Source organism: Streptomyces sp. NPDC018026, from assembly GCF_044327745.1.
In the GTDB taxonomy this organism is placed as follows: domain Bacteria; phylum Actinomycetota; class Actinomycetes; order Streptomycetales; family Streptomycetaceae; genus Streptomyces; species Streptomyces rubrogriseus.
Genome location: NZ_JBIRFY010000001.1, coordinates 909,228 through 931,862 on the forward strand (window position 1 = coordinate 909,228; position 22,635 = coordinate 931,862).

The following is a 22,635-nucleotide window of genomic DNA, read 5'->3' on the forward strand; positions in this document are numbered from 1 at the left end:
CACCATGACGCAGCCGCACACCGCCCACGTCACCCCCGACACCCAGGACGCGGACGGCACTCCCGACGGGCAGGACCCCCAGGGCACCACCCCCGCCCACGTCCCGCCCGCCGACCTGCGCGCCGCCCTCGCCGCCCGGCTCGGCGGAGCCGCCCGGGCCTGGCTGGACCAGGCCCTCGACGAGGCCGCCTCCCACCCCGGCACCCACGGCCCCATCTCGGTGTGGGAACTGCGCCTCGCCGAGGCCGGCCGCCGCTGCGGGCCCGCCCACGCCGACGCCGCACGCGTCCTCGTCCTGCACGCCGCCCGCGCCGACACCGGCGCCCTGACCCGGGTGTACTCCCAGGGCACCGCCGACGAACGCCGCGCCGTCCTGCACGCCCTGCCCCACCTGGTGCCGGGACCGGACGCCCTCCCGCTCGTCGAGGACGCCCTGCGCACCAACGACACCCGGCTCGTCGCCGCCGCCCTCGGCCCGTACGCCGCCCGGCACCTCGACGGCCACCAGTGGCGGCACGCCGTGCTCAAGTGCCTGTTCACCGGTGTCCCCGTCGACAGCGTGGCGGACCTCGCCCGCCGGTCCCGCGGGGACGACGAACTCGCCCGCATGCTCGCCGACTACGCCGCCGAACGCACCGCCGCGGACCGCACCGTCCCCGAAGACCTGCACCGCGTCCTGGCCCTGACCGAGTCCGGACGCCCCGCGCCCGGCACGGCCGACCCCCACGGCAAGGAGTCCTGATGCGCATCTTCGACCCCCACATCCACATGACCTCCCGCACCACCGACGACTACGAGGCCATGTACGCGGCCGGTGTCCGCGCCCTCGTCGAGCCGTCCTTCTGGCTGGGCCAGCCCCGCACCTCGCCCGACTCCTTCCGCGACTACTTCGACGCCCTGCTCGGCTGGGAACCCTTCCGCGCCGCCCAGTACGGCATCGCCCACCACTGCACCATCGCCCTGAACCCCAAGGAGGCCAACGACCCCCGGTGCCTGCCCGTCCTCGACGAGCTGCCCCGCTATCTCGTCAAGGACCGGGTGGTGGCGGTCGGCGAGATCGGCTACGACTCGATGACGCCCGCCGAGGACACCGCCCTGGCCACCCAGCTCCAGCTCGCCGCCGACCACGGGCTGCCCGCCCTCGTGCACACCCCGCACCGCGACAAACTCGCCGGCCTGCGCCGCACCCTGGACGCGGTCCGGGAGTCCGCGCTGCCGACGGAGCGGGTCCTGGTCGACCACCTCAACGAGACCACCGTCAAGGAAGCCAAGGACTCGGGCGCCTGGCTCGGCTTTTCCGTCTATCCGGACACCAAGATGGACGAGGCCCGGATGGTCGCCCTGCTGCGCGAGTACGGTCCGGAGCGGGTCCTGGTGAACTCCGCCGCCGACTGGGGGAAGAGCGACCCGCTCAAGACCCGCAAGGTCGGCGACCTGATGCTCGCCGAGGGCTTCACCGAGGACGACGTGGACCGCGTGCTGTGGCGCAACCCCGTCGCCTTCTACGGGCTCAGCGGGCGCCTGGAACTCGACGTGGCCGCCGGGGACGCCACGCACGAGGGCAACTCCATCCTGCGCGGCGGGGAGTGAGCCATGCGCTTCAGGCACCCCGACGGCTCCACCGTCCACCTCGCCTACTGCACCAACGTGCACCCCGCCGAAACCCTGGACGGCGTCCTCGCCCAGCTCCGCGACCACTGCGAGCCGGTCCGCAAACGCCTGGGCCGCGACCGCCTCGGCATCGGCCTGTGGCTCGCCCGCGACGCCGCCCACGCCCTGGTCACCGACCCAGCCGCGCTGCGCGGCCTGCGCACCGAACTCGACCGGCGCGGCCTGGAGGTCGTCACCCTCAACGGCTTCCCCTATGAGGGCTTCGGCGCCGAAGAGGTCAAGTACCGCGTCTACAAGCCGGACTGGGCCGATCCCGAACGCCTCGAACACACCACCTCCCTGGCCCGTCTCCTCGCCGGACTGCTGCCCGACGACGTCACGGACGGCACCATCTCCACCCTGCCGCTGGCCTGGCGCACCGCGTACGACGAAAACCGCGCCGACCAGGCACGCGCCGCCCTCGGCACCCTCGCCGAACGCCTCGACGCGCTCCAGGAACTCACCGGCCGCTCCATCCGCGTCGGCCTGGAACCGGAACCCGGCTGCGTCGTCGAGACCACCCACGACGCCATCGCCCCGCTGACCGCGATCGCCCACGACCGCATCGGCGTCTGCGTCGACACCTGCCACCTCGCCACCTCCTTCGAAGACCCGCACACCGCCCTGGACGCCCTCACGGCCGCCCGCGTGCCCATCGTCAAGTCCCAGCTGTCCGCCGCACTGCACGCCGAACACCCCGCCGACCCCGCGGTCCGCGAAGCCCTGGCCGCCTTCGCCGAGCCGCGCTTCCTGCACCAGACCCGCACCACCACCCCTTCCGGCGGCCTGCACGGCACCGACGACCTCGACGAGGCCCTCGCGGACGGCGGCCCGCTGCCCGGCACCGCACCCTGGCGCGCCCACTTCCACGTCCCCCTGCACGCGGCCCCCGCCGCGCCCCTCACCTCCACCCTTCCGGTCCTCAAGGCCGCGCTGACCCGGCTCGTCGGCGGCCCGCACCCCCTCACCCGCAACCTGGAGGTCGAGACCTACACCTGGCAGGCCCTCCCGCCCGAGCTGCGGCCCCGCGCCCGCGCCCAGCTCACCGACGGCATCGCCGCCGAGCTGACCCTCGCCCGCGACCTGTTGACGGACCTCGGCCTGAAGGAACTGCCATGACCCGACCCACCCCCTCCGACGGACCGACCCCCCTCCTCGTCCTCGACGTCGTCGGCCTCACCCCCCGTCTCCTCGATCACATGCCCCACCTCAAGCAGCTCGGCCAGTCCGGCTCCCGGGCGCCGCTCGGCACCGTGCTGCCCGCCGTCACCTGCGCGGCCCAGTCCACCTTCCTGACCGGCACCATGCCCTCCGAGCACGGCATCGTCGGCAACGGCTGGTACTTCCGCGAACTCGGCGACGTCCTGCTGTGGCGCCAGCACAACGGACTCGTGGCCGGCGACAAACTCTGGGACGCCGCCCGCCGCGCCCACCCCGGCTACACCGTCGCCAACATCTGCTGGTGGTACGCCATGGGCGCCGACACCGACATCACCGTCACCCCCCGTCCCGTCTACTACGCCGACGGCCGCAAGGAACCCGACTGCTACACCAGGCCCCCGGCCCTGCACGACGAACTCACCGCCAAACTCGGCACCTTCCCCCTCTTCCACTTCTGGGGACCCGGCGCCGACCTGGTCTCCAGCCAGTGGATCATCGACGCCACCCGGCACATCATGGCCACCCGGCACCCCGACCTGACCCTGTGCTACCTCCCCCACCTCGACTACGACCTGCAGCGCTTCGGCCCCGACGACCCGCGCTCCCTGAAGGCCGCCGCCGACCTCGACGCGGCGCTGGCCCCACTGCTCGACGACGCCCGCGCCGAGGGCCGCACCGTCGTCGCGCTGTCCGAGTACGGCATCACCCCCGTCAGCCGGCCCGTGGACATCAACCGCGCCCTGCGCCGCGCCGGACTCCTCGAGGTGCACACCCAGGACGGCATGGAGTACCTCGACCCGATGGCCTCCCGCGCCTTCGCGGTCGCCGACCACCAGATCGCCCACGTGTACGTCCGCCGCCCCGAGGACCTCGACGCCACCCGTGCCGCCCTGGACGGACTGCCCGGCATCGAGCAACTCCTCGACGACGAGGGCAAGAAGGCCCAGCACCTCGACCACCCGCGGGCCGGCGAACTGGTCGCCGTCGCAGAGCCGGACGCCTGGTTCACGTACTACTACTGGCTCGACGACGACCGCGCGCCCGACTTCGCGCAGCTCGTCGAGATCCACCGCAAACCCGGCTACGACCCGGTCGAACTGTTCATGGACCCGCACGACCCCTACGTCAAGGTCAAGGCGGCCGGCGCACTGGCCCGCAAGAAGCTCGGCATGCGCTACCGCATGGCGGTCGTGCCCCTGGACGCCTCACCTATTCGAGGCAGCCACGGCCGCCTCCCCGCGAGCGACGACGACGGTCCGCTCCTCATCTGCTCCACCCCCCGCGCTGTCGGAGACCGCGTCGCGGCCACCGACGTGAAACAACTCCTGCTCCGGCTGGCCGGACTCGGCTGACGCACCACCCGGTACGCCCGCCGAATTCCGACTACTGAGAGTGAAACACACGGCACTGACAACGGCCCGCCCGAACCGCATCGGCGCAGGCCACGACCCAGAAGGCAGGCATCCGTGACCCCGTTCACCGACTCCTCCCGCACCGACGCCGACCCGTCCGCCGACGGCCCGGGCGAGAGCCTGCGCCGCTCCCTCGGCGTGAACCGGCGCCGCTTCCTCAGCACCTGCACCGCAGTGGCCGCCGGAGCCGTCGCCGCGCCCGTCTTCGGCGCCTCCCCGGCGCTCGCCCACGACCGGGGCAGAGACCACGACCACGACCACGACCACGGCCATGGGCACGGCCACGGGCAGATCCTCGTCCCGGCGGACAAGCGCGGCATCATCCTCTACACCGTCCGCGACGCCACCGCCCGCGACCCCCTCGCCTCCGACCTGCCCTCCGGCTTCCGCGAGGTCTTCAAGCAGCTGTCCCGCCACGGCTACCGCCAGGTGGAGTTCGCCGGATACAACCAGCACGCCAACGCGCCGGGCGGCGCCAGCCTGGAGTCCGTCCAGGGCGCCCGGCTGCTGCGCTCCTGGCTCGACGACTACGGGCTGCGCGCCCAGGGCAACCACGGCTTCATCCCGTCCTCCTGGCCGCTGACCCAGGCGGACAAGGACACCTTCAAGAAGCACCTGGAGATCGCCAACATCCTCGGCATGGACCACATGGGCACCGGCGGCGACCCGACCGGCAGCTCCTACCGTGCCGACTGGGACGTGGCCGCCGACAAGTGGAACGCCCTCGGCGCGATCGCCCACCGGGAGGGCATCAAGCTCTACACCCACAACCACGACGGCGCCTACGGCTTCCTGCTCGACGGTGGCCCGCTGGACGACCAGGGCCGGCCGACCCGCAGTTCGGGCATCCGGAAGCTGGAGTACTTCCTCAAGATCACCGACCCGCGGGTGGTCTGGCTGGAGATGGACATCTTCTGGGCGCACGTCGCCCAGTACAAGTTCCACGAGTACACCGCCCACGACGGCTCCACCCGGAAGAACGTCTTCGACCCGGCCGGCCTGGTCGTCCGCAACAACCGGCGCTACCCGCTCTTCCACGCCAAGGACGGCGTGGTCAGCACCACCAACGGCATGGGCTACGACATGGTGCCGTTCGGTACCGGTGTCATCGACTACACGACGTTCTTCTCCCGGGTCGGACAGCGCAACTACCACAACCCGATGATCGAGGACGACAACTCCCCGAGTGCCACCGATCCCTCGCAGTCCCTGCGGGAGGCCAAGATCAGCTACGACAACCTGGCCGCCCTGCGCAAGCGGCGCCACTGACCCGGAGCACGGACCGGGCGGCCCCTCCCAGCGTTCTGGGGAGGGGCCGCCCGGTCCGTGCGAAGAAGCCTCCGTCGGTTCATCCCTCGCCGAGCGGCTGGGGATTGGGCGTGACGCGCTTGCCCTTCGAGCGTCCCGGTGGCTGCAGGAACAGCGCCACGAACCCGGCGAAGATCGAGATGCTGCCCGCCAGGCTGAAGGCACCGTTGTAGCCCCAGGCGCCGACGACCACGGACCCCATGCCCGCGCCCAGGCCGGAGACCAGCTTGGAGCTGTAGACCATCCCGTAGTTGGTGGCGTTGTTGTTCTCCCCGAAGTAGTCCGCCGTCAGCGCGGCGAACATCGGGAAGATGGCACCGCCGCCGAAACCGGAGACGGCGGAGAAGATCAGGAACAGCGGCAGGTTCTTGATCTCGGCCGACCAGATGATGCCGAACTGGGCGAGGCCCAGGATGGCGCACACGTACAGCAGGCACCGCTTGCGGCCGTACAGGTCGGAGAGCCAGCCGATGACGCCGCGTCCGGTGCCGTTGACGATCGCCTTGAGCGACATCGCGGTGGCCACGATCCCGGCCGCGAAGCCCGCCTCCTCGCCGATGTCGACCTGGAAGGCGATGCCGAAGATGTTCACGCCGGAGGTGCAGGCGAGACAGAACCACATCAGCGCCACCCGGCCGGTCCGCCAGGCCTCCATCGGGGAGTACTGCTTGACGGCCGGCGGGTTCTTCTCCAGTGAACGCCGGGCCCGCGGGTCGGCCGGCGGGTTCAGCGGGTCGACGGCGGACGGCCACCAGTTCTTCGGCGGGTCCCGGAAGTAGAAGCCGGCGACCGCCACCATCGCGGCGAGCAGGACACCCGCCGAGACCAGCACCCAGCGGAAGTTGGACGTGTCCATGTAGCCGTGGAAGATGAAGACGAACGGCACCGAGCCGTAGGCGAAACCGCCGTTGACGAAGCCGGTCTTCCCGCCCCGGCGCTCCGGGTACCACTTGCCGACCATGTTGACGCAGGTCGCGTACACCATGCCGGCACCCATGCCGCTGAACACGCCGAACCCGATGAAGGCGAGCGAGACATGTGGCGCGTACGCCAGCGACAGATAGCCCAGCAGCGTGCCGGCCGACCCCAGCATCATCGCCCAGCGGGCCGGCAGCCTGCCGCTCTCCCGCAGCCGCCCCGCCGGAAACGCGACCGCGGCCTGGCAGAACACCCAGGCGGTCATCATCCAGTAGATGCTGCCGCTGGACCAGTGGTGGGCCTCGTGCAGCGTGTCCTCGGCGGACGCGAACGCGTACTCGGCGGAGGAGATGCCCATCATCCCGATCCAGGGCAGGATCACCATCCACTTGCGCTTGCGCCCCATGATGTCGATGTCGGACTCGCCCACGCGGTAGAGGCGTCCGTTCCTGTCGGTCACCTCCCGGTAGGCGGCGACCCGTGTGACATCGGTGGTTGTCATGTCGTTTGCACCCCTAGCGTCGAAAGTTCTGGCCAGCGCCCCCTGTCCAATGCCTTTCGTGCGCGCGCGGGTCCCCGGGGCCGGCCGACGCGCACCCGTCGGCCGGCCCCTCGCCGTCTCACGTCATGAACCGCCCCCCAACAACCCCGCGGCCCGCGCCCACCGGTACTTCGCGCCCAGGACCGCCACCGGCTTCTCGGTCGTGTACGGATACGCCACGACGCCGCGCTCGAAGAGGTACTGGCACGCCTCCTCCACCTCCACGTCGCCCGCCAGGGAGGCCACCACGGGCTTCTCGACGCCGCGTTCGCGGAACTCGGCCACCACGCGCGCGGTGAGTTCGGCGAACACCATGGGAGGCGTGACGATGGTGTGCCAGTAGCCGAGGACGAGCGCGTGGATGCGCGGGTCCTCCAGGCCGAGCCGGATCGTCGCCTCGTACGTCGACGGCGGCTCGCCCCCGGTGATGTCCACCGGGTTGCCGGCCGCACCGAACGGCGGGATGAAGGCGCGGAACGCCCTGTCCAGGTCGGGCGGAATCTCCATCAGCGACAGCCCGTTGTCCGTCACCGCGTCGGACAGCAGCACACCGCTGCCGCCGGCGCCGGTGACGATGACCACGTTGTCGCCCTTGGGGGCGGGCAGCACGGGCAACGCGCGCGCGTACTCCAGCATCTCGTTCAGCCCCGGCGCCCGGATGACGCCGGCCTGCCGCAGGATGTCGTCGTACACGGCGTCGTCCCCGGCCAGTGCCCCGGTGTGCGACCCGGCCGCCTTGGCGCCCGCCGCCGTACGCCCCGCCTTGAGCACCACGACCGGCTTCCTCGGCACGGTCGCGCGCGCGGCCTCGACGAAGGCACGGCCGTCCTTGAGGTCCTCCAGGTGCATCGCGATGCACTCGGTGTGCGGGTCCTCGCCGAACCAGGTCAGCAGGTCGTCCTCGTCCAGGTCCGACTTGTTGCCCAGCCCCACGATCGCCGACACGCCGGTCTTCGTCGTCCGCGCGAAGCCCAGGATGGCCATGCCGATGCCGCCCGACTGCGAGGTCAGCGCGACGCCGCCCTTGACGTCGTACGGCGTGCAGAACGTGGCGCACAGGTCCTGCCAGGTGGAGTAGTAGCCGTAGATGTTCGGCCCCAGCAGCCGGATGCCGTGCCGTTCGGCGACCGCCACGATCTCGTCCTGGAGCGCCTGTTCCCCGGTCTCGGCGAAGCCGGAGGGGATGAGCACGGCGTTGGGGATCCGCTTGCGCCCCACCTCCTCCAGGGCCGCCGCCACGAACCGCGCGGGGATCGCGAAGACCGCCACATCCACCTCACCGGGAACGTCGGTGACACTCTTGTACGCCTTGCGGCCCAAGATGTCATCGGCCCTGGGGTTCACCGGGTGGATCTCGCCCGCGAAGCCGCCGTCGACGAGGTTGCGCATCACGGAGTTGCCGATCTTCCCCGGCTCGCCCGACGCGCCGATCACCGCGACCGACGCGGGCTGCATCAGGCGGCGCATCGAGGTGAGGATCTCCTCGCGTGTGTACCGGCGCCGCTCCTTCGGCGTGCCGGTCGCCAGGATCACCCTGATGTCGGCGGCGACCGCACCCCCGGGCGTGGCGATCACGGGATTCAGGTCCACCTCGGCGATCTCCGGGAAGTCGGCGACCAGCTCGGAGACCCGGCGGATCTGCTCCGCCACCGCCCACCGGTCCACCCCGGCCCGCCCGCGCACCCCGCGCAGCACCTCGGCCGCCCTGATCGAGTCCAGCATGGACAGCGCCTCGTCGGCGTCCACGGGAGCCAGCCGGAAGGTGACGTCCTTCAGCACTTCGACCAGCACCCCGCCGAGCCCGAACGCCACCACCTTGCCGAACGTCGGGTCGGTGACCGCCCCGACGATGACCTCCTGCCCCTGCGGCAGCAGCTCCTGGATCTGCACGCCCTCGATCCGCGCGGAGGCGTCGTACGCGCGCGCGTTGTCGACGATCCGGCAGAACGCCGCCCTCACCTCCGCCGCGCCCTCCACCCCGACGACCACACCGCCGGCGTCGGTCTTGTGCAGGATGTCCGGCGAGACGATCTTCATCACCACGGCTCCGCCGAACCGGGCCGCGCACGCCACCGCCTCGTCGACGTCCCGCGCCAGCTCCTCGCCCGGTACGGCGATCCCGTACGCGTCGGCGAGCACCTTGCCCTCCGGTGCGGTGAGCGCGGTGCGCCCCTCGGCCCGTACGGCGTCCAGGAGCCCGCGCACCCGCGCCAGGCGGTCCTCGGCCATCACGTCAGATCACCCCGCTCGACTTGAGCAGCCGCAGTTCCTCGTCGCCGAGGCCCAGCTCGCCGACGTAGACCTCTTCGTTGTGCTCGCCGAGCAGCGGTGAACCGGTCACCTCCACCGGGGAGTCGGAGAGCTTGAGCGGGCTGCCCACGGTCACGAACTCGCCCCGCTCGGGGTGCGGGACGGTGACGACCATCTCGTTGGCGACCAGGGACTCGTCCTCGATGATCTCCTTCGTGGACAGGATCGGCCCGCACGGGATGTTGTGGGCGTTGAGCCGCTCCAGCACCTCCCACTTGGGCAGGGTGGACGACCACTCCTCGATCAGCTGGAACATCTTGTTCAGCTTCGGCAGCCGGGCCCGCGGGGTCGCCCACTCGGGGTCGTCGGCCAGCTCGGGCCGGCCGATCAGTTCACTGAGCGGCTGCCAGCCGACCGGCTGGACGATGACGTACACGTAGTCGTTGGGGCCGCCCGGCGCGCACTTGACCGCCCACCCCGGCTGCCCGCCGCCGGACGCGTTGCCGGACCTGGGAACCTCGTCGCCGAAGTCCTCGTTGGGATATTCGGCGAGTGGACCATGGCTCAGGCGCTGCTGGTCGCGCAGCTTCACCCGGCAGAGGTTGAGCACCGCGTGCTGCATGGCCACGTTCACCCGCTGGCCACGTCCGGTGTGCTCCCGCTGGTAGAGCGCGGCGAGGATGCCCGCCACGACGTGCACGCCCGTGCCCGAGTCCCCTATCTGGGCCCCCGTCGCCAGCGGCGGCCCGTCCTCGAAACCGGTGGTGGACATCGATCCGCCCATGGCCTGCGCGACGACCTCGTACGCCTTGAACGCGGTGTACGGGCCCTCGCCGAACCCCTTGATGGAGGCATAGACGATCCGTGGATTGATCTCCTTGATGCGGTCCCAGGTGAAGCCCATCCGGTCCACCGCGCCCGGTCCGAAGTTCTCGACCATGACGTCCGAGCGTCGGATCAGCTCGGTGAGGATCTCCTTGCCGCGCTCGGTCTTGGTGTTCAGGGTGATGCTGCGCTTGTTGCAGTTGAGCATCGTGAAGTAGAGGGAGTCGACGTCCGGCAGATCGCGCAACTGCCCGCGCGTGATGTCGCCGTGCGGCGCCTCCAGCTTCACGACGTCCGCGCCGAGCCAGGCGAGCAGCTGGGTCGCCGAGGGCCCGGACTGCACATGCGTCATGTCCAGGACGCGGATGCCCTCAAGAGCCTTCGCAGGCGTGCCTGTCATGGGGGGTCACCTCACTTGTACATCGTCTGGTTCATGGTTCCGGGGGCGTACGCGTCCGGGTCCACCCAGACGTTGATCAGGGACGGTTTGCCGGACTCGCGGGCGCGGCGCAGCGCGGGGCCGATGTCGGCGGGGTCGCGGACCTCCTCGCCGTGGCCGCCGAGCATTCGTGCGAACCGGTCGTACGGCACGTCGCCGAGCGTGTTGCCGACCCGCTCGCGCTCCTTGCCGTACTTCACGGCCTGGCCGTAGCGGATCTGGTTCATCGAGGAGTTGTTGCCGATGATGCCGACGAAGGGGAGGTCGTAGCGGACGAGGGTCTCGAAGTCCCAGCCGGTGAGCGAGAAGGCGCCGTCGCCGAAGAGGGCGACGACCTCCTTGTCGGGCCGCGCCTGCTTGGCGGCCAGCACGAAGGGGACGCCGACGCCGAGGGTGCCGAGCGGGCCGGGGTCCATCCAGTGGCCGGGTGACTTGGGCTGCACGACCTGCCCGGAGAAGGTGACGATGTCGCCGCCGTCGCCGATGTAGATCGAGTCCTCGGTGAGGAAGTCGTTGATCTCGCTGACCAGCCGGTACGGGTGGATGGGGGAGGCGTCCGACCTGAGCTGCGGCAGCCGCTTGTCCAGCGCCGTCCGCTCGGCCGCGCGCAGTTCGTCCAGCCATTCCTTGCGCTTCGCCGCGCCCCCGTTGATCCGTCCGGACGCGGCCTCGGTCACCGACTTCAGCACCAGTCCCGCGTCGCCGACGATGCCGAGGTCGATGTCGCGGTTCTTGCCGACGGTGCGGTAGTCGAGGTCGATCTGCACGACGGTCGCGTCCGGGGAGAGCCGCTTGCCGTAGCCCATCCGGAAGTCGAAGGGGGTGCCGACGATGACGATCACGTCGGCGTTGGAGAAGGCGTAGCGGCGGGAGAGCTGGAAGTGGTGCGGGTCGCCCGGCGGCAGGGTGCCGCGTCCGGCGCCGTTCATGTACGCCGGGACGTTCAGCGTGCGGACCAGCTCGACGGCGGCCTCGGTCGCGCGGGTCGTCCACACCTGGCTGCCGAGCAGGATGGCCGGCTTCTCGGCGTGCACCAGCAGGTCGGCGAGCTTCTCGACGGCCTCCGGGTCACCGGCCGACCGGGTGGAGGCGCGGTAGGCCCCAGCCTGCGGCACCCGCGCCTTCTCCGCCGGCACCTTGGCGTCCAGCACGTCGCGCGGAATCTCCAGGAAGGACGGCCCCGGGGCCCCGTGGTAGCACTCCCTGAACGCCATCGACACCATGTCGGCGGTGCGGGCGGTGTCCGGCACGGTCGCCGCGAACTTGGTGATCGGCGTCATCATGTCGACGTGCGGCAGGTCCTGGAGCGACCCCATCTTGTGCTGGGTGTGCGCGCCCTGACCGCCGATCAGCAGCATGGGCGACTCGGCGCGGAAGGCGTTGGCGACCCCGGTCACGGCGTCGGTGGTGCCCGGCCCCGCGGTGACCACCGCGCAGCCGGGCCTGCCGGTGATACGGGCGTATCCGTCGGCGGCGTGCGCGGCGACCTGCTCGTGGCGTACGTCGACGACCTCGATGCCCTCGTCGACGCAGCCGTCGTAGATGTCGATGATGTGGCCGCCGCACAGCGTGTAGATGCGGTCGACCCCCTCTGCCTTGAGTGCCTTGGCAACGAGGTGGCCGCCGGAGATGACGTCCTGGGTGTCGTCGGGCATGGCGAAGTCCTGTCCCTTCACGAGGGGTTGGGGCGCTCTCGCGGTACATTGCATACAGTCGACGAATACTGTATGAAGCTTGTTATCCCGCATCCGGTGGGTGGTGTCCAGGGGGCGTGCGGCACTTTCAGTCAGGAGCCGAGATGGACCTGTACGAACACCAGGCAAGGGAACTCTTCAAGGAACACGGGATCGTGGTCCCGAGGGCCGAGGTCACCGACTCGCCCGAACGGGCCCGGGAGATCGCCCGCGCACTCGGCGGCCGCGCCGTCGTCAAGGCGCAGGTGAAGACCGGCGGCCGCGGCAAGGCGGGCGGAGTGCGGCTCGCCGCCGACCCCGCCGAGGCCGAGGAGGCGGCTCGGCACATCCTCGGCATGGACATCAAGGGGCACCCGGTCGACACCGTCATGCTCGCCGAACCCTGCGCCATCGAGCGGGAGTTCTACGTCTCCTACGTCCTCGACCGGGCGTCCGGCGGCTTCCTCGCCATCGCCTCCGCCGAGGGCGGCATGGAGATCGAGGAGGTCGCCGCCCGGCGGCCCGAGGCCGTGGCACGCATCCCCGTCGACCCCGCCACGGGCGTGCACACGGCCACCGCGGTACGCATCGCCGACGCCGCGGGCCTGCCCCCGCAGACCGTCGACACGCTGGTGCGGCTGTGGAAGGTACTGGTCCGCGAGGACGCCCTCCTGGTCGAGGTCAACCCGTTGGTCAGGACGGCCGAGGGCCGGATCGTGGCCCTCGACGGCAAGGTCACCCTCGACGACAACGCCCGCTTCCGGCAGTCCCGTTGGGGCGAGCCGAAGCAGGAGGCCGCCGACTCCCTGGAGGCGCGGGCCGGTGCCAAGGGCCTCAACTACGTCAAGCTGGACGGCGAGGTCGGCGTCATCGGCAACGGCGCCGGGCTGGTCATGTCGACACTCGACGTGGTCGCCGGATGCGGTGCCCGCCCCGCCAACTTCCTCGACATCGGCGGCGGCGCCTCCGCCAGGGTCATGGCCGACGGGCTGTCGGTCGTCCTCTCCGACCCCGACGTGCGGTCCGTCCTCGTCAACGTCTTCGGCGGCATCACCGCCTGCGACGCGGTCGCCGACGGCATCGTGCGCGCCCTCGACGAGGTCCGGCTCACCAAACCGCTCGTCGTACGCCTCGACGGCAACAACGCCGCGCGGGGCCGGGCCCTGCTCGACGCACACGCGCATCCCCTGGTCGAACAGGCCACCACCATGGACGGCGCCGCCCGCCGTGCCGCCCGGCTCGCCGCCGCGGCATCCACCGCCGGACAAGCCGGATAAGGAGACAGGACGACATGGCGATCTACCTCACCAAGGAGAGCAAGGTCCTCGTCCAGGGCATGACCGGTGCCGAGGGCATGAAGCACACCCGCCGCATGCTGGCCGCGGGCACCGACGTCGTCGGCGGCGTCAACCCGCGCAAGGCGGGCCGCACCGTCGACTTCGACCACCGCAACGTCCCGGTCTTCGGGTCGGTCCGCGAGGGCGTCGAACGCACGGGCGCCGACGTCACGGTCGTCTTCGTGCCGCCCGCCTTCGCCCAGGATGCGGTCGTCGAGGCCGCCGACGCCGGTATCGGCCTCGCGGTCGTCATCACCGAGGGCATCCCGGTCCACGACTCCGTCGCCCTCACCGCCCACGCCCGGGCCAAGGGCACCCGCGTCATCGGCCCCAACTGCCCCGGCCTGATCACCCCCGGCCAGTCCAACGCGGGCATCATCCCGCCCGACATCACCAAGCCCGGCCGCATCGGCCTGGTCTCCAAGTCGGGCACCCTCACCTACCAACTCATGTACGAACTGCGCGACATCGGCTTCTCCACCTGCGTCGGCATCGGCGGCGACCCGGTCGTCGGCACCAGTCACATCGACTGCCTCGCCGCCTTCGAGGACGACCCCGACACCGAGCTGATCGTCCTCATCGGCGAGATCGGCGGCGACGCGGAGGAACGCGCGGCGGCCCACATCCGCGCGCACGTCACCAAGCCCGTCGTCGCCTACATCGCCGGCTTCACCGCGCCCGAGGGCAGGACGATGGGCCACGCCGGCGCCATCGTCTCCGGCTCCTCGGGCACGGCGCGGGCGAAGCAGGAGGCGCTGGAGTCGGCCGGCGTACGGGTCGGGAGCACACCGACCGAGACGGCACGGCACGTACTCAAGGCACTCGACGTACTCGACGCACCCCGAGGTGCCGCACCGGACGGCGCGGCCCGCGACGGAGCCCGCGCATGACGGCGGCCGGCGCTGCGGACACCGCGCCCCGCACCCTGAAGTCGGGCACCTCCTGGACCGACTCCTGGCACCGCTGCCGCGCCGTCGCCCCCGAGGCCTTCCGCGACGACCGCGTCCTCAACCTCTGGGACGCCGGCTGGCGGGCGGACGGCCGGGTCCTGCCGGCCACCAGCCCGGTCGACGGCACCCCGATCGCAGGCCCGCCCCGGATCGACGCCGCCACGGCCCACCACGCCGTACGCGCCTCGCTCGACCAGCACCGGGCCTGGCGCCACGTCCCGCTGCCCGAGCGCCGCGCCCGCGTCGCGGCCACCCTCGACGCCCTCGCCCAGCACCGCGAACTGCTCGCGCTGCTGCTGGTCTGGGAGATCGGCAAGCCCTGGCGGTCGGCGACGGCCGATGTCGACCGGGCCGTCGACGGCGTGCGCTGGTACCTGGACGGCATCGAGGACATGCTCGACGGGCGCGCTCCGCTGGACGGCCCGGTGTCCAACATCGCCAGCTGGAACTACCCGATGAGCGTCCTCGTCCACGCCCTGCTCATCCAGGCACTGGCGGGCAACGCGGTCATCGCCAAGACCCCGACCGACGGCGGAGTAGCCTGCCTGACCCTGGCCTGCGCACTCGCCGCCCGCGAAGGACTTCCCGTCACCCTCCTCAGCGGCAGCGGCCGGGAGCTGTCCCAGGCACTGGTCCGGGCGCCCGAGATCGGCTGTGTCTCCTTCGTCGGCGGCCGGGACACCGGCGCGCACGTCGCCACCGCCCTCGCCGACCTCGGCAAGCGGCACATCCTCGAACAGGAAGGACTCAACACCTGGGGCATCTGGAACTTCACGGACTGGGACGCGCTCACCCGGGTCGTCCCGAAGCTCTTCGACTACGCCAAGCAACGCTGCACCGCCTACCCGCGCTTCGTCGTCCAGCGGCAGCGGTTCGACGCGTTCCTCGCGGCGTACCTCCCGGCCGTTCGCACCCTGCGCGTCGGCCACCCGCTCGCCGTGGCCGCGCCGGACGACCCGTACCCGGCACTCGACTTCGGCCCGGTGATCAACGCGGCCAAGGCCAAGGAGCTGCACGACCAGGTCGCCGAGGCCGTCGACCGGGGCGCCGTCCCGCTGCACCGCGCCGGCGCGGCCGACGCCCGGTTCCTGCCCGGCCAGGACACCTCGGCCTACGTCCAGCCGGTCACCCTGCTCAACCCGCCCCGCTCCTCACCCCTGCACCACGCGGAACCCTTCGGCCCGGTCGACACCATCGTCCTGGTCGACACCGAGGCCGAGCTGCTCGCCGCGATGAACGCCTCCAACGGCGCCCTGGTGGCCACGCTGTCCACGGACGACCCGGCGACGTACGACAGGCTGGCGCCGCAGATCCGCGCGTTCAAGGTCGGCCACGGCGTACCGCGCTCCCGCGGGGACCGCGACGAGCTGTTCGGCGGACACGGGGCGTCCTGGCGGGGCGCCTTCGTGGGCGGCGAGCTGCTGGTGCGCGCCGTGACCCGCGGACCGGCGGGGGAGCGGCTGCCGGGGAACTTCCCGGACCACCACCTCATGCCGTAACGGGGGGGAAGGGGACGGGTGCTTTCGGGGCGGTCAGCCGATGCCCTGGCGGTCCGGCCGCAGGGCGAAGGCCCGGTCCGCCGCGGTCGGCGCGGTCCGCTCGACGGCCTGCCGCAGCAGCTCACGGTGGCGCAGCAGCGGTGCGCGCCGCTCCGGCGGCACGAGCCGCAGCAGGTCGTCGAGACCGGCCACCAGGCGCCGGGTGACCTGCGGCGACCCGGTGGCGCAGACCCGGACCTCGGCGAACCCCAGGTCCACCAGCTCCGCCCAGCCGGGTACGGGCTGCACCAGCCGGAGCGCGCCGCGGCGGTCCCGGTGCAGCGCGGCGTCCAGCGGCCGCCGGGACAGCGTGGCCAGGATCTGCACGACCCGGTCCAGCGCCTGCACCGCGGTCGTCGGATCGTTGACCGCGGGCGACAGGGCACGCAGCCCGATGTCGGACAGCTGGCGCAACCCGAACGCCAGGTCCTGGTGGAAGGTGCGCTCCACCCCCACGGACAGGGCGTGGCGCAGCGCACGGCGCGGCGGAGCCGCCCCGCCGTGCACCGCCAGGACCGGTGTGCCCGGCACCAGGAAGTCACCGATCCGCGGGACCAGCCGCAGCACCACCCCGTGCCCCCGGGCCACCCGCATCAGCCGGGCGATGTGCACGTCCCGCAGTACGCCGCCCGGCCCGTCGTGGGCGATCCACGCCGTCACGGGCCCGAGCCCGGGCGCCGCGCCGCCGTCCGCCGGCCCCGGCATCAGCGCCGCCACCCGGAAGGACTCGGCGGCGATGCGGGCGATCACATGGCTGACCCGCATCAGGCGCAGGGTGGCGTTCACGTACATCACGAAGAGCAGCAGACTCAACGCGACCATCACCAGGGTGAGTACCGACTGCACCAGCGGGACGGACGTGGCGGCGCGGGGGTCGGGACTGCTGTCGTAGCTGGTCAGCACGAGCAGCGTCAGCACGAAGGTGGCGAGGAAGACGGCGAACGTCGCCTTGGTGATCCGGCTGCGGACGAAGAGCCGCACCACCCGCGGGGTGAACTGTCCACTCGCCATCTGCACCGCGACCAGGGAGATGCTGAACACCACACCGATGAAGGTCATCATCGCCGAGCCGACCGCCGACACCACCGTCTTCGCGTCGTCCGCGAAACGCAGCAGCTCGGCGAGCGTGTCGTAGTCGCCGTCGTCCTGCAGCGAACGGACGAGGGCCGCGTCGAGCTCCTGGGCCACCAGCCAGACCACGAAGACACCCGCCATCGCCGCGGTGGGCGCGAACCAGAACGTGTCCCGCAGATGCTCCCGGAGCGGCGACAACGCCCGCGGCCGACGGCGCGGAAGCGGGCCCTGCGTAACCATCCAGTCACTCATGGTGCGACCCTAGGCGCAGCTCGGCCGCCGGTCCCGGACCGCCGCTCAGGGGAGGAGTGGGGAAGGAAACGCAGGTGAAAGGCACCGCGAAACCTTGGTATGGTTGTCCATGTCGCCGCGGGGAGCACCCCCGCACCGCGACAGACACCTGGTCCGGGTGGCGGAATGGCAGACGCGCTAGCTTGAGGTGCTAGTGCCCTTTATCGGGCGTGGGGGTTCAAGTCCCCCCTCGGACACCGAAGAACAGAAGACGCAGAAGATCAAACAGAGATGCCGGCCGGGAGATGTCCCGTCCGGCATCTCTCGTTTCGTGGACCGCCGAAAAATACGATGCGGTCCGGATCCCGGCCTCCCTACACTCACCGTGACACCGAGACCGAGTGAGGGGAGCAGGGCCGTGCGCAGCCGCACCGCACCCGTCGTTCCCCCGTCCCGGCACGAGGTGATCCTGGTGTCTTCGGCCGTCCGGTGCCCGCTGCGCGGCCGGCACCGGATGCCCGCGACGCACATCTGACAGCCGACGTTCCCTGCCGGGAACGTCCGGCGCGTGCGTCGGGAGAAATCGCGCTGCCCTTCTCCGGTTCCTCCGAAAGGCTTCGGGCCATGCGCACCAACCCGCTCACCACCGTCCGCAACCTGGGCATCCTCGCCCATGTCGACGCCGGGAAGACCACCGTCACCGAGCGGATCCTCTACCTCACCGGTACCACCCACAAGCGCGGCGAGGTCCACGACGGCACCACCGTCACCGACTTCGACCCGCAGGAACGCGACCGCGGCATCACCATCTTCGCCGCGGCCGTCAGTTGCGCCTGGGCGGGCCACCGGATCAACCTCATCGACACCCCGGGCCACGTCGACTTCGCCGACGAGGTCGAACGCTCCCTGCGCGTGCTGGACGGCGCGGTCGCCGTCTTCGACGCGGTCGCGGGCGTGGAGCCGCAGAGCGAGTCCGTGTGGCGGCAGGCCGACCGGCACGGCGTGCCCAGGATCGCGTTCGTCAACAAGATGGACCGGGCGGGCGCCGACCTCGACTCCGCCGTCGCCTCGATCCGCGAGCGGCTGCACCCCGTACCCCTGGTCGTGCAGCTGCCCATCGGCACCGAGGACGGCTTCACCGGCGTCGTCGACCTGCCGCGCATGCGCGCCCTCGTATGGGCCGACGGCGCGGACACGGCCGAGGAGGGTCCGGTGCCCGAGACGCTGCGCGAGGAGGCCGCCCGCAGGCGTCGGCTGCTGGAGGAGGCGGTCGCCGAACGCCACCCGGGCGCGCTGGAGGAGTTCTGCGACCGGGAGACGCTCACCGCGGCCACCCTCACCGGCGCCCTGCGCGACCTGACGCGCACCGGCGACGGCGTGGTCGTGCTGTGCGGCTCCGCCTACCGCAACCGCGGCGTCGAACCGCTGCTGGACGCCGTGGTGGCGTACCTGCCCTCGCCGCTGGACGTGCCCCCGGTACGCGGCACGCACGACGGCGCGGAGCGGGAGCGGCCCGCCGATCCGGCGGCGCCGATGGCGGCACTGGCGTTCAAGGTGAACGCCACCCCGACGGGACGGCTGACGTACCTGAGGGTGTACTCGGGCACGATCGGGAAGGGAGACACCGTGCTGGACGCGGGCACGCGCCGCACCGAGCGCGTCGGGCGCATCCTGCGGGTACGGGCCGACCGGCACGACCCGCTGGAGCGCGCGGTCGCCGGGGACATCGTGGCCGTGGTCGGGCTGAAGACGGCCCGCGCCGGCTCCACCCTGTGCGCACCGGGCGAGCCACTGCTCCTGGAACCCCCGGGCGTGGCCGAACCGGTGGTGCACGTGGCCGTGGAGGCCCGGCGTGCCACCGAAACAGACCGGCTGGCCGCCGCGCTCGCCCGGCTCACCGAGGAGGACCCCTCGCTGGCCGTGCGGACCGACCCGGAGACCGGGCAGACCGTGCTGTCGGGCATGGGCGAACTGCACCTGGAGGTCGCGGTGGAGCGCGTCCGGCGCGAGCACGGGCTGGAGGTCACGGTCGGCCGCCCCGGTGTGGCGTACCGCGAGACGGTCGGCGAAGGGGTCACCGGCTTCGTCCACCGGCACGTCAAACAGGACGGCGGCGCCGGGCAGTTCGCGCACGTCGTGCTCGACGTCGAGCCCTGGGAGGAGGACGCGGACGAGGACGGTGCGGGCGGCGGCTTCGTGTTCCGCTCGACGGTCGTCGGCGGACGCGTGCCGCAGGAGTACGTCCGGGCCGTCGAGGCGGGCTGCCGGGACGCCCTCGCCGAGGGTCCGCTGGGCGGCCACCCGGTGACCGGCCTGCGGGTCACGCTGACCGACGGTCAGACGCACGTGAAGGACTCCTCGGACACGGCCTTCCGCACCGCCGGCCGGTTCGGTCTCCGCGACGCCCTGCGCGCCTCGGCGATGATCCTGCTCGAACCGGTCGTGGAGGTCACGGTCACCGTGCCCGAGGACGGTGTCGGCGGCGTGCTCGGTGACCTCGCCGCGCGCCGCGGCCGGGTCACCGGTTCCGACACGCGGGGCGGCGCGGCGGTCGTCACGGCCACGGTCCCGCTGGCCGAGCTGTTCGGCTACGCGACCCGGCTGCGCAGCCGCACCCAGGGCCGGGGCACCTTCACCGCCCGGCCCACCGGTTACGCGCCGGCGCCGACGCCGACGGCAGCCGCGCGGTAGGAGTGCGGTAGGCGCGTGGTAGAAGTGCGGGGTGCCCCCGCCCGACCCAGGGGGCACCCCGCACGCCAGACCCGCACCCTCCACCGCACAGGGATCCGGGTGAGGCGGGCCGTTCAGCCCTTCCTGCTGAGCTTCTGCGTGATCGGCCCGTCCGGATCGGACCGGAAGTACAGCGTGTCCTGATCGTCGACGTACAGCTGGATGCCGCCGATCCTGCCGAGCCCGCCGTCCTCGATGCCCAGGTACACGAAATCGTCGGAACCACCCGGATCCTCGTAGTCCCAGCTGCCGCTGAAGTCGGCCGGATCCGAGCCGTCGCTCGTCGTCACGCGGGTGGCCGAGAACGTGCCGTCTTCCGAGAGTTCGATGTGCCCGCCCTCGTCATTGCGGTACACACCGGGCAGCTTCTCCGGGTCGACCGGCCCCGAGCACCCCGAGACGAGCACCGCGGACGCGGCGAGCACGGCGAAGAGCCACCGCCCGCTTGCTGTCATGCGCATCACGGGCCGAGCCTATCGTTGACATCGATCACCTGGCACGTGACGTCGGCCTCCAGGACCGCAGCCGGGCAGCCGGGTCCCGAAGGCCGACGTCACGTTCGGCTCAGGGGTACTGCACCACCTTCGACGGCACGGTGTCCGTTCCCGACGTGGGTGAACCCGTGTCGTTGATGACGCACTCGTACTGCCCGTTGCCGCCGAGCGACACCACGAGCAGCCCGTGGAAGCGCACCCCGGAACGGTTCGGCGCGGCGAAGCCGTGGTGCTGCACGATGGACGGGTTCACGTTGTAGTAGCAGTAGCTGCCCAGACCCCAGCCCTCGTGCTCGGTGACGTCGTCGCCGACCTTGTAGGCGGCATAGCCCTTGACCGAGCCGTTCTGGATCGCGGCCTGGTCCGGGGCGTCGTACGCCTTCTCGTTCTGGAAGAAGACCGTGCGGCCGCGCTCGCCGTTCCACTGCACGTCGTACTTGTTGAAGTGCTCCACGAACAGGCCGGTGATCAGTACGTCGTCGCCGTTGACCACCACGCCGTAGTCGGCGCGGTTGGTCTCCCAGCCGACGCCGTCGCCGTGGTCGGCGCGCCACACCCAGGTGTGGTCCACGATGGTGTGCCGGCTGTTGACGACCAGGCTCGTGGTCGCCTTGCCGGGGCCCGCGCCGCCGATCCGGACGAACACGTCCTGCACGGTGGTCGGGTTGGCCGAGTGGTCCGCTGACGCCCCCTCGGGCCCGACCTCCACCAGGGTCGCGGAGTTGACCGGACCCGCGTCCACGAGGAACCCGGCCAGCCTTACGCCGTCCACGTCGGCGACCTTCAGTGCGGTGACGCCGTTGTCGGGGATGAGCGTGGCGTAGCCGAGGCCCAGGACGACCGTGCCCGCCCGCTTCACGTCCACGGTCCGGTCGAGGTGGTAGATCCCCGGCGTCAGCAGCAGGTGCAGGCCCTCCTCCAGTGCCTGGTTGAGGGTGGCCGCCGAGTCGTCGGGCTTGGCCACGTAGAACTGGGACAGCGGGAGCGAGGTGCCGCGCGGGGTGCCGTTGCCCCAGGAGACGCCGCGGGCGTCGGTGCGCTTCTCCGGCAGGAAGACGCGGTACTCGTCGCCGTCGAGGTACAGGAACGGCTTCTCCCGGGAGACGGGCGTCGTCTCCAGCGTCGTGTACGGCGGTTCGGGGAAGCTCTGCGCGGGCGCGCCCTCCACGCCGGAGAACACCATGTTCCACACGGCGTTGAGCCAGCCGCCGACCGAGCTGTCCCGGGTGTACCACTGCTGCTGGGAGTACGGGCCGACCGTGCCGTCGATCCGGCTGTCGGCGATGTAGCCGCCGCTGGCCCAGCCGTAGCCGTCGGGGGCGAGGTTGAGGCCGCCGCGCACGTGCATGCGCCGGAAGGGCGCCGCCTGCGAGACCGCCCAGCGGTTGGTGCCGCTGACCGGGACCAGTGCGAGGTTCTCCGCCGAACGCCAGAAGTTCTGCGTGGCGTTGCCGTCGAACCAGCCGGCGTCCACCGTGACGTCGCCGTTGATGGTGGTGTCGTCGGGGGAGAAGCCGAGACCCGCGATGGAGGTGTAGAAGCCGAGCTGGGCGTTGAGTCCGCTGTAGGTGCCGGGCTTGAACAGCAGCGCGTAGCGCCCCGTGCCGAACTGGGCGGACTCCTGCTGCTTGAAGATCTCGTCCAGTCTGCCCTGGATGTTCGCCGTGGACGGGTCGAAGACGATGACGTTCGGCCCGAGGTCGCCACCGCCGGGCAGGGCACGAGGGCCGTCGGGGGAGTCGGCGGCGGCGGTTGCCGCGCCGGCGAGTGAGGCCAGCACGGGTGCCGCGGCGGCTGCCGCGAGGAGGCTGCGGCGCCGTACCCCGGAGGGCTCGGGCGCGGACGGGGGCGTGGGGGAGGGCGTGGGGGAAGAGGGCATGCGGGCGGCTCTCCTTGTTCGGAAAGTGAACGAAGTGGGGGTGGGGGAGCGCTCTCTGGGTGTGCATGCTTCATCCGCGCGCACGACACGTCAAGAGTTGCGACCGTTTCTTGTGTGCTGCGTTCAACAAGTAGGGGGGCGCGGCGCGTTGGTCCACCAGGCGCCGCTTCCGTCCAAGCCCTTGACACCCTTCCCCCGTGCCCTCAACACTCCGACGTGGGAGAG

At 71.6% G+C, this 22,635-nt stretch carries 16 protein-coding genes and 1 tRNA gene; 10 read left to right on the forward strand and 7 right to left on the reverse strand.

Annotation, left to right across the window (positions count from 1 at the left end; genetic code table 11):
• Positions 1-4: 4 nt before the first annotated feature.
• From ACH4D3_RS03730 to ACH4D3_RS03750, 5 genes are all read left to right on the forward strand, one after another.
• Positions 5-742 (forward strand): EboA domain-containing protein, encoded by a 738-nt coding sequence (locus tag ACH4D3_RS03730; RefSeq protein WP_398315946.1) that lies wholly within the window; start codon positions 5-7, stop codon positions 740-742.
• On the forward strand, positions 742-1,590 hold the full coding sequence (locus ACH4D3_RS03735) for a TatD family hydrolase (protein WP_398315948.1): 849 nt from the start codon (positions 742-744) through the stop codon (positions 1,588-1,590). The genes ACH4D3_RS03730 and ACH4D3_RS03735 overlap by 1 nt, the downstream gene beginning before the upstream one ends.
• A gap of 3 nt (positions 1,591-1,593) precedes the next feature.
• Positions 1,594-2,769, forward strand: a complete 1,176-nt coding sequence (gene eboE, locus ACH4D3_RS03740) for a metabolite traffic protein EboE (RefSeq protein WP_398315950.1) — start codon at positions 1,594-1,596, stop codon at positions 2,767-2,769.
• Positions 2,766-4,163, forward strand: coding sequence for a nucleotide pyrophosphatase/phosphodiesterase family protein (locus ACH4D3_RS03745; RefSeq protein WP_398315952.1), 1,398 nt, complete (start codon positions 2,766-2,768; stop codon positions 4,161-4,163). Before eboE ends, ACH4D3_RS03745 begins: the two co-directional genes overlap by 4 nt.
• A 114-nt stretch (positions 4,164-4,277) precedes the next feature.
• Positions 4,278-5,492: a sugar phosphate isomerase/epimerase family protein gene (locus ACH4D3_RS03750; RefSeq protein WP_398315954.1), complete on the forward strand. Its 1,215-nt coding sequence runs from the start codon at positions 4,278-4,280 to the stop codon at positions 5,490-5,492.
• Positions 5,493-5,571: 79 nt separating this feature from the next.
• On the opposite strand, the gene ACH4D3_RS03755 is transcribed toward ACH4D3_RS03750, so the two are convergent.
• From ACH4D3_RS03755 to ACH4D3_RS03770, 4 genes are all read right to left on the reverse strand, one after another.
• Positions 5,572-6,951, reverse strand: a complete 1,380-nt coding sequence (locus ACH4D3_RS03755) for an OFA family MFS transporter (RefSeq protein WP_398315956.1) — start codon at positions 6,949-6,951, stop codon at positions 5,572-5,574.
• 123 nt (positions 6,952-7,074) lie between these two features.
• Complete coding sequence (locus ACH4D3_RS03760) at positions 7,075-9,219, reverse strand: acetate--CoA ligase family protein (protein WP_398315958.1); 2,145 nt, start codon at positions 9,217-9,219, stop codon at positions 7,075-7,077.
• 4 nt (positions 9,220-9,223) lie between these two features.
• On the reverse strand, positions 9,224-10,465 hold the full coding sequence (gene frc, locus ACH4D3_RS03765; protein WP_398315960.1) for a formyl-CoA transferase: 1,242 nt from the start codon (positions 10,463-10,465) through the stop codon (positions 9,224-9,226).
• Positions 10,466-10,476: 11 nt separating this feature from the next.
• A complete protein-coding gene (locus tag ACH4D3_RS03770) occupies positions 10,477-12,159 on the reverse strand; it encodes a thiamine pyrophosphate-binding protein (RefSeq protein ID WP_398315962.1) in 1,683 nt (560 codons plus the stop codon).
• 143 nt (positions 12,160-12,302) lie between these two features.
• On the opposite strand from ACH4D3_RS03770, the gene sucC reads away from it, so the two are divergent.
• The 3 genes from sucC to ACH4D3_RS03785 are packed head-to-tail and all read left to right on the forward strand — an operon-like array spanning position 12,303 to position 15,963.
• On the forward strand, positions 12,303-13,454 hold the full coding sequence (gene sucC, locus ACH4D3_RS03775) for an ADP-forming succinate--CoA ligase subunit beta (RefSeq protein WP_398315964.1): 1,152 nt from the start codon (positions 12,303-12,305) through the stop codon (positions 13,452-13,454).
• 14 nt (positions 13,455-13,468) lie between these two features.
• Complete coding sequence (gene sucD / locus ACH4D3_RS03780; protein WP_398315966.1) at positions 13,469-14,404, forward strand: succinate--CoA ligase subunit alpha; 936 nt, start codon at positions 13,469-13,471, stop codon at positions 14,402-14,404.
• On the forward strand, positions 14,401-15,963 hold the full coding sequence (locus tag ACH4D3_RS03785) for an aldehyde dehydrogenase family protein (protein WP_398315968.1): 1,563 nt from the start codon (positions 14,401-14,403) through the stop codon (positions 15,961-15,963). The genes sucD and ACH4D3_RS03785 overlap by 4 nt, the downstream gene beginning before the upstream one ends.
• Positions 15,964-15,996: 33 nt before the next feature.
• Here the strand turns inward: ACH4D3_RS03785 and ACH4D3_RS03790 are convergent, their stop codons facing one another.
• Positions 15,997-17,328, reverse strand: coding sequence for a DUF2254 domain-containing protein (locus ACH4D3_RS03790; protein WP_398315970.1), 1,332 nt, complete (start codon positions 17,326-17,328; stop codon positions 15,997-15,999).
• A 151-nt stretch (positions 17,329-17,479) separates the two neighbouring features.
• On the opposite strand from ACH4D3_RS03790, the gene ACH4D3_RS03795 reads away from it, so the two are divergent.
• Together ACH4D3_RS03795 and fusA are read left to right on the forward strand one after the other, a co-directional pair.
• Positions 17,480-17,564: transfer RNA gene (locus tag ACH4D3_RS03795), tRNA-Leu, on the forward strand.
• A 367-nt stretch (positions 17,565-17,931) separates the two neighbouring features.
• Positions 17,932-19,998, forward strand: a complete 2,067-nt coding sequence (gene fusA, locus ACH4D3_RS03800; RefSeq protein ID WP_398315972.1) for an elongation factor G — start codon at positions 17,932-17,934, stop codon at positions 19,996-19,998.
• Between the two features lie 113 nt (positions 19,999-20,111).
• Here fusA and ACH4D3_RS03805 read toward each other — a convergent pair whose 3' ends face one another.
• A complete protein-coding gene (locus ACH4D3_RS03805; protein ID WP_398315974.1) occupies positions 20,112-20,492 on the reverse strand; it encodes a hypothetical protein in 381 nt (126 codons plus the stop codon).
• 109 nt (positions 20,493-20,601) lie between these two features.
• A complete protein-coding gene (locus ACH4D3_RS03810; protein ID WP_398315976.1) occupies positions 20,602-22,410 on the reverse strand; it encodes a coagulation factor 5/8 type domain-containing protein in 1,809 nt (602 codons plus the stop codon).
• Positions 22,411-22,635: the final 225 nt, after the last annotated feature.